The 13,262-nt window shown below is 26.7% G+C and carries 15 protein-coding genes and 2 other annotated features; of the genes, 3 read left to right on the plus strand and 12 right to left on the minus strand.

From position 1 onward, the window contains the following. Positions 1–107: 107 nt before the first annotated feature. From citD to I2A66_RS07045, 5 genes are all read right to left on the minus strand, one after another. A complete protein-coding gene (citD, locus tag I2A66_RS07025; RefSeq protein ID WP_122641194.1) occupies positions 108–392 on the minus strand; it encodes a citrate lyase acyl carrier protein in 285 nt (94 codons plus the stop codon). 317 nt (positions 393–709) lie between these two features. Next, entirely contained in the window at positions 710–904 is a 195-nt protein-coding gene (locus tag I2A66_RS07030; RefSeq protein ID WP_122641195.1) for a hypothetical protein, read from the minus strand. Positions 905–921: 17 nt separating this feature from the next. Then, positions 922–1,338 (minus strand): DUF1284 domain-containing protein, encoded by a 417-nt coding sequence (locus I2A66_RS07035; protein ID WP_147516109.1) that lies wholly within the window; start codon positions 1,336–1,338, stop codon positions 922–924. Between the two features lie 4 nt (positions 1,339–1,342). Beyond that, positions 1,343–1,873 carry a biotin transporter BioY gene (locus I2A66_RS07040; protein ID WP_147516110.1) on the minus strand — a complete coding sequence of 177 codons (531 nt, stop codon included), beginning with the start codon at positions 1,871–1,873 and terminating at the stop codon, positions 1,343–1,345. 169 nt (positions 1,874–2,042) lie between these two features. Continuing rightward, a complete protein-coding gene (locus I2A66_RS07045; protein WP_207734750.1) occupies positions 2,043–2,318 on the minus strand; it encodes a hypothetical protein in 276 nt (91 codons plus the stop codon). A 137-nt stretch (positions 2,319–2,455) separates the two neighbouring features. Here I2A66_RS07045 and I2A66_RS07050 point away from each other — a divergent pair, with 137 nt between their 5' ends. Then, positions 2,456–3,205 carry a lysophospholipid acyltransferase family protein gene (locus I2A66_RS07050; RefSeq protein ID WP_122641198.1) on the plus strand — a complete coding sequence of 250 codons (750 nt, stop codon included), beginning with the start codon at positions 2,456–2,458 and terminating at the stop codon, positions 3,203–3,205. A gap of 26 nt (positions 3,206–3,231) precedes the next feature. Here the strand turns inward: I2A66_RS07050 and I2A66_RS07055 are convergent, their stop codons facing one another. From I2A66_RS07055 to I2A66_RS07065, 3 genes are all read right to left on the minus strand, one after another. Next, complete coding sequence (locus I2A66_RS07055; protein WP_122641199.1) at positions 3,232–3,585, minus strand: arsenate reductase family protein; 354 nt, start codon at positions 3,583–3,585, stop codon at positions 3,232–3,234. A gap of 87 nt (positions 3,586–3,672) precedes the next feature. Continuing rightward, positions 3,673–4,977, minus strand: a complete 1,305-nt coding sequence (locus I2A66_RS07060) for a hypothetical protein (protein ID WP_122641200.1) — start codon at positions 4,975–4,977, stop codon at positions 3,673–3,675. Between the two features lie 105 nt (positions 4,978–5,082). Further along, on the minus strand, positions 5,083–6,684 hold the full coding sequence (locus tag I2A66_RS07065; RefSeq protein ID WP_122641201.1) for a Na/Pi cotransporter family protein: 1,602 nt from the start codon (positions 6,682–6,684) through the stop codon (positions 5,083–5,085). A 144-nt stretch (positions 6,685–6,828) separates the two neighbouring features. On the opposite strand from I2A66_RS07065, the gene I2A66_RS07070 reads away from it, so the two are divergent. Further along, positions 6,829–7,023, plus strand: coding sequence for a hypothetical protein (locus I2A66_RS07070; protein WP_122641202.1), 195 nt, complete (start codon positions 6,829–6,831; stop codon positions 7,021–7,023). A 74-nt stretch (positions 7,024–7,097) separates the two neighbouring features. On the opposite strand, the gene I2A66_RS07075 is transcribed toward I2A66_RS07070, so the two are convergent. Both I2A66_RS07075 and gap read right to left on the minus strand, forming a co-directional pair. After that, positions 7,098–8,291, minus strand: a complete 1,194-nt coding sequence (locus I2A66_RS07075; protein WP_243238687.1) for a CD0519/CD1768 family membrane protein — start codon at positions 8,289–8,291, stop codon at positions 7,098–7,100. A gap of 125 nt (positions 8,292–8,416) precedes the next feature. After that, positions 8,417–9,436: a type I glyceraldehyde-3-phosphate dehydrogenase gene (gap, locus tag I2A66_RS07080; RefSeq protein ID WP_122641203.1), complete on the minus strand. Its 1,020-nt coding sequence runs from the start codon at positions 9,434–9,436 to the stop codon at positions 8,417–8,419. Between the two features lie 257 nt (positions 9,437–9,693). On the opposite strand from gap, the gene I2A66_RS07085 reads away from it, so the two are divergent. Further along, the gene (locus I2A66_RS07085) at positions 9,694–10,464 is read left to right on the plus strand and encodes a YaaA family protein (RefSeq protein WP_147516111.1); all 771 of its coding nucleotides are present in this window, start codon (positions 9,694–9,696) and stop codon (positions 10,462–10,464) included. Between the two features lie 47 nt (positions 10,465–10,511). On the opposite strand, the gene I2A66_RS07090 is transcribed toward I2A66_RS07085, so the two are convergent. After that, on the minus strand, positions 10,512–11,717 hold the full coding sequence (locus I2A66_RS07090; protein ID WP_122641205.1) for a homoserine dehydrogenase: 1,206 nt from the start codon (positions 11,715–11,717) through the stop codon (positions 10,512–10,514). A gap of 51 nt (positions 11,718–11,768) precedes the next feature. Further along, positions 11,769–11,964, minus strand: a binding site (T-box leader). Positions 11,965–12,016: 52 nt separating this feature from the next. Then, positions 12,017–12,240: a binding site (T-box leader), on the minus strand. Between the two features lie 137 nt (positions 12,241–12,377). After that, positions 12,378–13,244: a YihY/virulence factor BrkB family protein gene (locus I2A66_RS07095; RefSeq protein WP_122641206.1), complete on the minus strand. Its 867-nt coding sequence runs from the start codon at positions 13,242–13,244 to the stop codon at positions 12,378–12,380. Positions 13,245–13,262: the final 18 nt, after the last annotated feature.

Raw genomic sequence — 13,262 nt, forward strand, 5'->3', positions numbered from 1 at the left:
TCAAACATTACTGAGTCTGGCTTATATATATGAACATCTCTTATTATTCCAGGATTATTTCCAGGAACAAATAGCATCGAACGTCTTAATTTCATTTTTGCCCCTCCTTACATCCACTTGTAATCGCTAGACTTTGCTGAACGATATACTGCAGTTTGTACTCTACTTTTTATTACAGGATCTATAGCCCCTTTGTCATTTGCAAATACTTTTGCATTTTCTACATTAAGTTCTTTAAGAGTTTCTTTGATAACGTTTTCAATTTGTTCTCCGAACTGAGCTTTAACTGTACTTTCAAGTTCTATAACAATACCATTTTCATTTGGTTCTAGTATTATTTGTATATCACTTGATTCTAAAGTACCAGCGCTAGCAACTATTGTTAATTCCATAGCAAGTATTCCTCCAATCAATTTTTACGACTTTTTTGGTATACAATATTTTTTTTCTGTATCCCAATCGACAAATTAATTATATAGGCTTTTTTTTCTTTATTCAATAATATTTATTCACTTTTTTTAACAAGCATTTTAAAAACCTCATAAAACGTTTAAATTCCAACATTTCACAAATTGTTTTTTTAGTGTTTTTTTAATATAATTATACTTTAATAAAAATAAAGTGCTATAAAAATACAGTTTATTGAGTATTACGCAAACTTTGTATTTTATAACACTTTATTTTAAGATAATTTAATTTTTAATTTTATCTAATCTAAATGTTTCAAGTAAACTAGATATTCCTCTATTAAACCGTCATTGTCAATTACAATTTTATATTCATTGTAATGAGCATTATGAGGTTTTATATACTTGCATTCAATTACACAATCGTTATCTTCTAGTTCTAAAAATTCTATATCTTTTAAAAATTTTCTACCTATTAATTCCTTTACCCTATTCATAATATCCCCTCATTTTACTACAATATATATTTTTTGCAGTTCGTTACATGGTACCATTCACAGCTCCTACATATGTCATCAAATATCACTTCATTAATATTATTATATACTAAGTTTTCTATATATTTATAGTTGTATACACCTTCTTTAATATTAAAGTATTTAATCATTTTACAATCTATTAGATTTACTTTTTCTTGAGAGTTACATATATTATCATCTAATTTATTTGGACAACTTTCACAAATACTATCTGTAGAGTAGACTATTTCAACTTTATTTACTTCGTTCTCTAGATTATAAGACTTCAAAAACTCATTATATACTTTAAGATTTCTTATAATACTTTCTATTTTAATAGAAAATTCTTTGCTATATCCACTACCTGTATATGCTCTCATACAAAGTATATGGTGCGGTCTTATTTTTAACATTATTTTACACCAACCTTATTCTTTTACTTACAGTTACACCTATACTTATAGCTAAAATTATTTTTATTAAATCTACAAATACAAACGGCGCTACGCAGTATAGTATACTTTGATATATACTAACTTTTGTAATTATAGAAAACATAACTGTACCTACTGCATAATCCATAACCAGCCCTAATGTCATAGCTACAAAAACATATAATTTTGATGAATATCTTTCTGATACAAATCCAACTATAAATGCCATAATCGGACAACCTAGTAAAAATCCGCCTGTAGGTCCTAGTAATATACCAATACCCCCACTCATTTGGGCAAATACAGGCATTCCTACTGCACCTAGTAATAAGTATATAACCATAGATAAAAATCCTCTTTTAAATCCTAATATCATTCCAGCAAGTGCAACTGAAAATATTAACATAGTTAATGGTACTGTTGTAAATGGAAGTGGGATAGCTATTTGCGCTAATATAGCAGTTAAAGCTGCAAATAGTCCACTTAATACTATATCTGTTGTTTTTAATCTCATTAATTACTTCTCCTTTTAGTTAACCACATCATATTTATAGGTTTACCTTTATTATAATTATATCTTAATTTTACGTCAACTTAATTTTTAATATTTTATATAAATAAACAAAGCGGCTGATAAAATAAATTTAAAGTGAAATTATTTTATCAACCGCTTTTATATTTAATTAATCAATTATAAATCGGATTTTATCTCCATTGCTTCTTTCTAGATATGCTATTTCTCCAACAACATTGTATTCAAAAGCATCAAGCATTATTTTTAGTAGTTTTTGACTATCAATAATATCATCCTGATTTTTGAAGAAGTCAATTGCATTATTTGCAACTAATCTTTTCACAAAACTTATTGGTAGCTTTAAAAAAATATTATCACCTGTATTTGCAGATATTTTTATTTTTAAAAATCGCTCATCATATCTCACTCCACTAAGTTTATTCACTAAATTTCATCCTCCTATAATAATATATATAGTTAAATAAGTTACCTTGTCTTATTTATATTCTCTAATTTGTAAATAAATTCATTTTATGATAAAATCATTAATGGTATTATTAATATTTTAAGGAGATGAAATAATTGCTTAACTATATAAAATTCGTACTTTATTTAATATTAGTATTATGCTTAGCTATTCCAAAATTAATTAAATATGAATTAAATCCTAGTAAGTACTCGGTTGATGAAATGTTTAGTTTTTTACAAAAACATGCTAGAAAAGCACTTTCTATTGTAAATATTAATTTAAACGTTTTAGGAAAAGATAGATTACCAGAAGACCCGTCTTTATTTATAATAAATCATTCTAGTATGTTAGATAGCTTCATATTATTAGCTAGTGTTGATAGACCTATTGGAGTTGTCATTGCAGATGTTCCTGTTTGGAGAAATATGCCTGTTATAAGTCACTGGGTTAAACTAATAAAATGCGTATATATAAATCGAGAAAATACTCGAGAAGGCATAAAAAGTATAATAGAGACTTCTAAAAATATAATAGAAGGACACAGTATGGCTATATTTCCAGAGGGAGATTTAACATGGGTAAAAGATCCAAATGCTTTAATATCAGATTTTAGAGCTGGCTCACTAAAAATTGCATATAAAGCTAATTGCCCTATAATCCCATTAGTAATAAAAAATTCTAAAGAAACATATAGTGGATACGAGCCAATTGGTAAAATTAAGTCTATGAATGTTGAGGTAGAATTCTTAGATCCAGTATATGATCATATAGAAAATCCTAAATTAAAATCTACGGTTTTAAGTAATGAAATAAAAGATAATATGATTGATGTAATCGCAAAATTTCAAAAAAAGCGTAGTTAACTTTTTATAAGTTACTACGCTTTTTTTTATAATAATTTATTTTTCCATTCATCTTCTTTAAATCCTAATAAAACATTTTTATCATCATAAACTAATGGTCTTTTTATAAGCATACCATCACTTGATAATATTTCTAAAAGTTTATTCTCTGATTCATTTTTAATTATATCCTTAAGCCCTAGCTCTCTGTATTTAACTCCACTAGTGTTGAAAAACTTCTTTATTTCATATCCACTAAGTTTATATATTCTTTCTAATTCTTCTTTACTTGGTGGATTTTCAGTTATTTCGATCTCTTCAAACTGTATGTTATTTTCATTTAACCATTTTTTAGCTTTTCTAACAGTTGAACATTTAGCATATCCATAAAACTTAATCATATTAAAATTAAAAAATTCCTTTCATTTATCATTATTTTTAGTATCTACCCTTATTATTTATGTTTTAATCATTTCTTATAATTTTTATTATATTAAATTCCATGGAACTAACTCAACTTCTCCATACGATCTATATTTTAATCGATTTGAGTATTCACCTTTGTATCCTATAAGATATAATAACGCAAGTTCTATGTATCTTGTCCCAATCTGAATTATATTCCACATATCATCAACACTTAAATTAGCTCTATGTCCTTTTCTACTTGGATGTACAATTTTATTTCTAAAGTATATTACCAAGTCTACACCATCATCAAACTTACTTTTAATCCAATCATCAAATAAGTACAATTCTTTTTGCCCATATGGTATTTTACACATATCTAAAAGCATCCTAATATTTTTAGATGATGAATTTTCATCAAAATCTACCTCATCAATAATCTCATATATTTCTACTAAAACAACATATGATAATGCTTCAAGAGCAATTTGAACTGATATTATATTATTTTCTAAAGTTATATTATTTGATGATTCTATGTACCAGTCTATAATGTGCTTTATAGTTGGTTCATAATAGCTATCTTCTAATTTTGTACACATTAACGATATGTATTTTTCTATATTATAATAATTTGAAATGGTATCACTCCATGTTGGAACAAATTTAAATGGTGTAACTATACATTCTCTCCAAAGCCTATAAACATTTTTATTATTTAAATATCCATTAGCCAGGCATATATCTATATATCTACCACACATAAAGCTAAGTGATGTAGCTATTCTATCTAAAATATTATCAATATTATTAGTCTTAAATAAACTATTGTCTTTTTTTAATATCCTACCTACATGGGTTATTATAGATCCAGATTTAATTTTTAATTCTTCATTTAATTCTTTCCTATAATCATACCGCTTATCTATTATAATCTTAAAATCATTTACCTCAAACTCAATTCTACCTGCAAAAAGTTTACTTTCATAGTTTATAAGCTTCCCAGGAAGTTGATCTAAATTAATTATATTAAAATCTATATATTCAACATAAGTATTTTTAGACTTTAAATTATTATCATTTATGTATCCATCTATATTATCATTATTTATCGAATTTACAGTTACATATGCAGGTTTATATCCATAGACCTCTAATATTGCATTGTCATAGTCTAAGGCTAGGTCAAAATCTTCTTCTTGAGTATGTATTATAGATGCTTCAAAATTTATAGACATCGGCGGTATCATTTTATAATAAATTATTCCATTGCATTTATATTTTTTGTCTAAATAAATACAAAATCTACCTTCATAAATAATTATATCTTCGTCAATATCATAGCTAAAATATTTCGAGTATATAGCATCTTTAACTACTTTCATTACTAGCCCACCTTTACCATTATAATAATCTTATATTATTATATCACATACTTATAAATAAAAGTAGCACAGCTATTTTTATTGAATAACTATGCTACTTTTATTTTACTCTAATACTCTTTTAGCAATATTAGCACAATGATCTGAAATTCTCTCTAGATTACTAATTAGATCTATATATAAAATACCAGAATCTACTTCACACTTATCATTATTAAGTCTATATATATGATTTACACGTATTGATTTTTCTATCTTATTTACTTCATCTTCTCTTTCTAAAATTTCATTTGCTAAGTAAGTATCTTCTTCATCAATTAGCTTAAGTGCGCCTTTTAAATTTTCAAATACTAAATCATACATATGACTTATTTCTTCAACACCCTCATTTGATAAATCTAGATCTTCTGAAATAGCTGTTTGCGCTAGTTCTGCTATATTCTCAGAGTGATCTCCTATTCTTTCTATATCATTCACTGTATTAAATAAACCATCTACTGACTCCACTAAATTATTTGGAAGAGATGTCTTAGATAAATTAAGCAGATAATTTAATATACTTTTTTGTAATACATTTATGGTTTCTTCATTTTCTAGTGCAATTTTTATACTTTTATCCGATTTATTTACAAATCCATCCATAGAACTTGATAAACAAATTTTAGCTATATCTCCCATTCTCATTATTTCTTTTACAGTATTTCCTAGAGCTATAGATGGTGTTTCTAACATTCTTTCGTCAAGATATTTAGTGCTTTTTTCATCATTTTTATCATTGTTGTCTGGAACTACAAGCATTGCTAATTTTACTATATATTTAGAAAATGGTAATAGTATAGCAACATTTATTAAGTTAAATAAAGTATGAGCATTTGCTATTTGTCTTGCTGCATCTGTTGGATCTATTCTTGTTACAATGTATGTTATAGGTCTATTTAATATAAGTAAGAATAGTAAACTTCCTATTATATTAAATAACAAGTGCATTATAGCTGCTCTCTTTGCATTCCTGCTAGCTCCTATACTAGAAATTAGTGATGTTACACAAGTTCCTATATTATCACCATAAAGTATAGGAAGTGCTGAACTAAGTGGAATCAATCCTTGCGCTGCAAGAGCTATTAACATACCCATTGATGCACTAGAACTTTGTACTATACCTGTAATAGCAAATCCTAATAATAATCCTAGTACTGGTCTATGTCCAAAACTAATTAAAGCATCTGTAAAACCTTTGTATTCAGCTAATGGTTTTACAGCATCTTTCATAAATTCCATTCCTGTAAATAATATACCAAATCCTAAAAGTATTTCCGCAATATTTTTTACACTGGCTTTCTTAGAAAAAAGATATAAAATTATACCTATCCCTAATGATATTGGAGCAAGCCCTTCTAGTTTAAAACTAACTAATTGAGCTGTTACTGTCGTACCAATATTAGCTCCCATTATAACTCCTATAGCTTGATTTAACGTCATTATTCCAGCATTTACAAACCCAACAACCATTACAGTAGTAGCACTTGAACTTTGTATTATTGCAGTAACAACAGTTCCTACTAGTACTCCCATGACTACATTACTTGTCAATAACCCTATTATTTTTTTTAACTTATTACCTGCAGAGTTTTGCAAACCTTGCGCCATTAGGTTCATACCATATAAAAAAAGTCCCAAACCTCCTAATATACTAATAGCTATACTCAAATTATTGCCTCCTTTTTCCAAAATCCACTGAAAATTTATCTAAATATATGATTATCTATTTTTACATTTATAATTCATAAAGAATACTAATTATATTTTAGGTTAAATTATTAATATATTATTTTTCATTTTTAGGAGGTTAATATGACATTAAATAAACATAAAAGAGAAGATAGTAAAACTCGATATAATAGAAATGATAAAAAGAATCCTAACTTTAAATTAGAACAATCTGAAGAGCTTAACTTAGAACCAAGACTTAGACCATCAAAAACAGGCTCTGTAAGTCAAAATACTGCAAGACCTATAAGTAGTCATAAAAAACATCAAGATCATTAATAATCGTTAACAAAAAGGTGTATCAAAATTATAAAATTAATTTAGATACACCTTTTCTTTTATGTATTTAATTTTTATGATAATAACATATATAAAAAGTGTGCTGACATTCCTGCGCATATACCACCTATAGTATGAGATATTATAGCTTTACTTGTTAATCCCCTAGCATTTAATGCATCCATCATTCCTACATGTGTACTTAAATATCCACTCCAAGTCATACCCATAGCAGTAAATACTGCTATGTCATTTGGAGTTATTACTCCATCAATAATAAATTGAGGAACTAAAGACATAGCTGCTCCAACAGCCCCTAGTGAAGTTATCGGAAATGCTATTGCTTCTGGAGATGTAAATCCAAATAACGGTTCTAATATAAAACTTAACTTTTCTCCTATAATAGGAAGTAAAGCTATTCCTTCATAAGCTGCTCCTGTATAAATAGGCGCTCCTGTAATTGGGTCTGTTGATGGTCCAAATGTAAGAATCATAACCATAGTACAAACTACTAATACACCTGGTATTATAGCTATTCCCATCTCTACTCCATTTTTTCCACCTTCTAACATTGCATCTAATATCCTCTGAAATATATTACCGTCCCTTATTTCTCTATATTCAGTATCATTTTTTAAATTATTGGTATTAATATCTTTACTACAATCATAGTTATAAAACCTTTTTGTGAAATATAGCATTATTCTAACACTTATAATGCTACCTATTATTGCTGATATATTACCTATGATAGCTGGTAACGCATATTCTTTACCTTGAGATATCATAAATGTTGTAAGTATAAGTCCCATTCCAAAAGCTGTACCTAGATTACATAAAGCTGGTATTTCATGCTTTTTAAAGTATTTAGTAAAGTTCTTATCTTTTGCAAAAGATATTATAGCTGGATTATCAGATAAATACGTTGCTATAGCTCCAGTTATGCTGGCACCTGGTAATCCATATAAAGGTTTCATAAATCCTTTAAATAATTTGTTTATCAGTGAAATAACTCCAAATTCAGAAAGTAAGGCACTTAAGGCGCCTGCTAATACTGCCATTGCCATTATTAAAAATACAGTATTTAAAAGTAAATCATGAGCCGTGTTCATTATAACTTTAAACATTATTCCAGCTCCCATAACGCTAGCTATATATCCAAAACCAATAACCAAAACACCTAAAAATATAAATGTCTCTAAGTTAACAGCTTTAACTTTTCTTGATGAAATAGATTCATCCATTTTCAAGACTTTTTCTGCTTCCATATTGTTCCTCCTATATATATTTTTATAATTAATATATCTTATTATAATTACTAAATATGGGATTTGCAATATTTTTAGGCGTTTTTTGTCACTTTTTGAATGACATATAATATTTACTAAATATTTTAGCCTAATTTCATATTCTTAGATACATAATTAACTAAATCTATAGTTCTTGTAGAGTATGCCCATTCATTATCGTACCAAGATACAACTTTCACCATATTCTTATCAATTATCATAGTGGATAATCCATCTACTATAGATGATCTACTATCACCTCTATAGTCTATAGAAACTAACGGTTCCTCAGAATATCCTAGTATTCCATTTAAATTTCCTTCTGATGCCTCTTTCAAAGCCCTATTTACTTCATCTATAGTTACATCCTCTTTAAGCTCACAAACAAGGTCTACTAATGATACTGTAGGAGTTGGAACTCTAACTGAGAATCCATTTAATTTTCCTTCTAATTGAGGTAGTACTTTTGCCACAGCTTTTGCAGCCCCTGTTGTTGTTGGTATCATTGATTCACCTGCTGCTCTTGCTCTCCTCAAATCTTTATGATTCTTATCTAATATTCTTTGATCATTAGTGTATGCATGTATCGTTGTCATTAACCCTTTTTCAATTCCAAATTTATCATCTAGAACTTTTACAAGTGGTGCCAGACAGTTTGTTGTACAAGATGCATTAGAAATTATATTATGTTTTTCATCTTTATATTTTTCTTCATTTACTCCCATAACAATGGTTATATCTTCATCTTTACCTGGAGCAGTTATTATAACCTTCTTAGCCCCTGCCTTTATATGTTTTAATGCTTTTTCTTTTTGAGTAAACATTCCAGTAGATTCTATAACAATATCTACACCTATAGACTTCCATGGTATATCTTCTGGATCATTATATCTAAGTATTTTTATTTCATTAGAGTTAACTTTAATAGTATTTTCATCTTTCACTTCTACCTTACCATTAAAGATTCCATAACATGAATCGTATTTAAATAAGTGAATTAAAGTATTTGCATCTGCTCTAGCATTTATTGCAACTATTTCTATATTCTCATCTAACATAGATTGCGCTATTCTTAAAATATTTCGTCCTATTCTTCCAAATCCATTTATACCTACTTTTATCATTAAATATTCCCCCTATATATATTTTTCAGTTTATTTAGCGTACACTACTTTTTATATTGTATATCATATTTATTATTTATTCAATACTTTTTAAAGTTAATACATTATCAATATCATTCCTAGATGATATAGTGTATGTTTTTTAAATTCAATAGTATGTTCTATTTATTTTTTATATTATTTATTATATATATTTGTTTATTATGTACTTATATTGGTATATATTAAAAGTATTATAATATAAAGGTGGACTAAGTATGATAACGATAATATCTCCAACAACAACAATGAAGTTTGATAAAAATATATCTTTAAATAAATCTTCTATTCCTTATTTTATAGATGAAGCTAATTATTTAATGAGACTATTAAAAAATTTAGATATTTACCAAGTTCAAAACCTTATGAATTTAAGCGAAGACCTTAGTAAACTAAATCTAATTAGATATGAAAATTATGGCTTAGATAGTAATGTTAGATTGCAAAGCATATTAGCTTTTAATGGTGAAGTTTTTAACTGTATGAATGTTTCTAACTTCACTGAAGATGATTTTGACTTTGCTACAGATCACTTTAAAATACTTTCTGGATTATATGGAGTTTTATCTCCGTGTGATGTAATAGAACCATATAGGCTAGAAATGAAGTCAAAACTTGAAAATAAAGAAGGTAAAAACTTATATAAATTTTGGAAAGATAAAATAACTGATTTTATTATAAAAGAGCTATCTACCCATAATAATAAAACTTTACTAAATTTAGCTTCCTCTGAATATGTAAAAGCTATTGATATAAAAGAATTGAATAAGACATGTAAATTTGTCAATGTAGAATTCAAAGACTTCAATGAAAAAAACAATAAATATAAAGTTATAGGTATGTATTCAAAACAAGCTAGAGGTCATATGTCTAAGTTTATTATAAAAAATAAAATTGATAATATAATGGACTTAAAAAGTTTTGATTTAATGGGTTATAAATTTAATAATGAATTATCTAGTGATTGTGAATTAATTTTTACTAGATAATTACTTAAGCGTGTACATAAATTTATTTTATCTACACGCTATTTATATTAATTTATTTTTATTAATTTGCTTATTAAACAGCAGTAATCTTTTTTAGATATCTTATCCAGGCTATTATTTATTTCATACTCTGAATCTGCATCAACAAATATAGCCAATTCTTCGTTATCATTTAATATACTATAATCCTTCATTTCATCTTTTAATATATCTAATATTTCATTTATACTATTACTTTTAAATCTAAGTAACGCACTACAGCTATTATCTAAAGTTTTGTTTACTTCTACTTTTTCTTTTGTAAATGAATCTATTGATGAAAATCTATTATCTAATATATCAATTACATCACCATAAACTGCACTACCTGTTGCAAGTTTACCTGCACCTTTACCTACAAATGATACTTCGCCTACAGAATCCCCATTTAAAACTACCACATTATATTCATTCTCTATATTTGCAAGTATACTATCATAGCTTACTAGTGCAGGTCTTACAAATCCACTTATTTTATTATTTTCATATTTGCTTTGACCTACTAGCTTAATCTTACAATTTAATCTTTTAGCATATTCTATATCTTTTTTATCTATATTAGTTATCCCTTCTAAATATAAATCTTTCCAATAAACTCTGTTATCATAAGCTAAAGTAGATAATATAGATAATTTCCTAGCTGCATCATATCCTAATACATCTGATTCCGGATTAGATTCAGCAAAACCTAAATCTTGTGCTTGTTTTAAAGCAACATCATAAGATAAATTTTCATTATACATTTTTGATAATATAAAATTTGTAGTTCCATTTAATATTGCATATATGCTATTTATACAATTTCCCTCTAAGGATTCTATTAATGGTTTTAGTACAGGAATACCTCCTCCTACTGATGCTTCAAATTTTATAGTAACATTATTTTCTTTTGCTAATCTAACTAATTCATCACCATACTCTGCCAATAAATCTTTATTTGCTGTAACCACATTTATCTTACATTCTAAAGCTCTTTTTATATATTCTAATGAAGGATGCAATCCTCCCATTACTTCAACTATTACATCTAAGTTTTTATTAAATATTTCATCTATATCAGTTGTTAATTTATTGTAATATTTTAACCCTTCATACTTACTTTTATCTCTTACTAAAATGTTAATAACTTCTATATTTCTTTTATTTTTATTATTATCAATAACATCTATTAATCCACTTCCTACTGTTCCATAACCTAATATTCCTATTCTCATTTTCATACCTCCATAGATTTAAATTTATAAAAAAACAGACTCATCCATATATAATGGGACGAGTCTGTTCGCTGTTCCACCCAAATTAGTACTTAAACTCACTTGATACTTTATCGCAGCTAACGGCTAGTTTTTCTAGCAGCTCCTAGGTATTTTTCAATTCCTCTAATTAAGAAAGCCTTTCAGCTTATAAACTTTCATCTCTGATAATCGAATTAAATTTACTCTTCCTATTCATCACCTTTATATTATTTTTTATACTATTTGTTATTTATAATCAAAAAACTCTCATCCTTTAATAAAAGGACGAGAGTATATTCCCGCGGTTCCACCTAATTTGATTTATAAAATCCACTTATAACTTTAACGTTGTCAAACGGCTATTCTTACTAACATCAAAGATAACTTCAGAATGCAGCTCCTAGGTAGTTTTCAATTTTTCTAATTAAGAAAGCCTTTCAGCCTATGAGCTTCCATCTCTGGTAACCGAGTTAAATTTACTCTTCCTATTCATCACTTTTATTTTTATCAACTTTTATTTAATTAATTTTAATTAATATTCCTCTATTATGTCAATAATATTAATTTTCCTTTTTATATAAATTAAATAATTCATTGTATTTATATTATACAAAACATCCTACAAAAAAGTTAATATTTTCATTTATTTTTATATATTTTTCTTTTTATCTTAGTTTTATATCTTATATTTCTTATAAGATATAATTTTGCATTAACCTCTGATCCAATTAATATAGCCCAGCTACTTAAATACATCCAAGTCATTAAAATTATTACTCCGCCTATACTACCATATATAACTTCATAGTTTGCAAAATGACTAGCATAATATGAGTATGCATAGGATATGAAAAACCAAGATATAGTTGATATAATAGAACCAGGTATAGCATCTTTTATTTTTACTTTTTTGTTTGGAGTATACATATATAAACTTAGAAATATTATAATCATAGTTGATAAACCAATCAAATATCTCCACATATTCCATATATTTATAAGAACCCTATCTACGCCTATATAATTCAATAGAAAATGACCTAACCTTTCGCCAAAAACTAAAAATATCATGGATGAAAATATAAGTATCAAAAGCATTATAGTAAAAATCATTGCAATACGAAATACTTTAAAATAAGATCTAGTTTCTTTAACATTATATGCTCTATTAATACTTCTAATTAATCCTCTAACTGCTCTTGATGATGTCCATATAGTAAGAAAAAAACTGGTTATAACTAAACTAATACTTCTATTGTCTATAGCTGATTGTATCATAGAAGATGCTATATCAAATGCACCTTGAGGTATTATTTTTTCTAATATGTATATGTACCTATTTGTTTGCATTATTGGTATATATGCTAATGCATTTATAGTAAATAGTAAAAAAGGGAATAGAGATAGTAATAAGTAAAATGCTATTTCTGCTGCTTTAGAGTTTATTTCACTATATCTTGATTTTCTTATTATTTCTAGAATATTTTCTTTTGTTACTTTTACCATTATCTTTCCTCCTTTTTA

It is taken from the genome of Romboutsia sp. 1001713B170207_170306_H8 (genome assembly GCF_015550495.1).
GTDB lineage: Bacteria > Bacillota > Clostridia > Peptostreptococcales > Peptostreptococcaceae > Romboutsia_E.

Excerpts from the sequence above, each read along its gene's own strand:
- citD (WP_122641194.1), bottom strand. The coding sequence starts at position 392 with ATGGAATTAACAATAGTTGCTAGCGCTGGTACTTTAGAATCAAGTGAT.
- I2A66_RS07030 (WP_122641195.1), bottom strand. The coding sequence starts at position 904 with ATGAATAGGGTAAAGGAATTAATAGGTAGAAAATTTTTAAAAGATATA.
- I2A66_RS07035 (WP_147516109.1), bottom strand. The coding sequence starts at position 1,338 with ATGTTAAAAATAAGACCGCACCATATACTTTGTATGAGAGCATATACA.
- I2A66_RS07040 (WP_147516110.1), bottom strand. The coding sequence starts at position 1,873 with ATGAGATTAAAAACAACAGATATAGTATTAAGTGGACTATTTGCAGCT.
- I2A66_RS07055 (WP_122641199.1), bottom strand. The coding sequence starts at position 3,585 with ATGATTAAGTTTTATGGATATGCTAAATGTTCAACTGTTAGAAAAGCT.
- I2A66_RS07060 (WP_122641200.1), bottom strand. The coding sequence starts at position 4,977 with ATGAAAGTAGTTAAAGATGCTATATACTCGAAATATTTTAGCTATGAT.
- I2A66_RS07070 (WP_122641202.1), top strand. The coding sequence starts at position 6,829 with ATGACATTAAATAAACATAAAAGAGAAGATAGTAAAACTCGATATAAT.
- I2A66_RS07075 (WP_243238687.1), bottom strand. The coding sequence starts at position 8,291 with ATGGAAGCAGAAAAAGTCTTGAAAATGGATGAATCTATTTCATCAAGA.
- gap (WP_122641203.1), bottom strand. The coding sequence starts at position 9,436 with ATGATAAAAGTAGGTATAAATGGATTTGGAAGAATAGGACGAAATATT.
- I2A66_RS07085 (WP_147516111.1), top strand. The coding sequence starts at position 9,694 with ATGATAACGATAATATCTCCAACAACAACAATGAAGTTTGATAAAAAT.
- I2A66_RS07090 (WP_122641205.1), bottom strand. The coding sequence starts at position 11,717 with ATGAGAATAGGAATATTAGGTTATGGAACAGTAGGAAGTGGATTAATA.
- I2A66_RS07095 (WP_122641206.1), bottom strand. The coding sequence starts at position 13,244 with ATGGTAAAAGTAACAAAAGAAAATATTCTAGAAATAATAAGAAAATCA.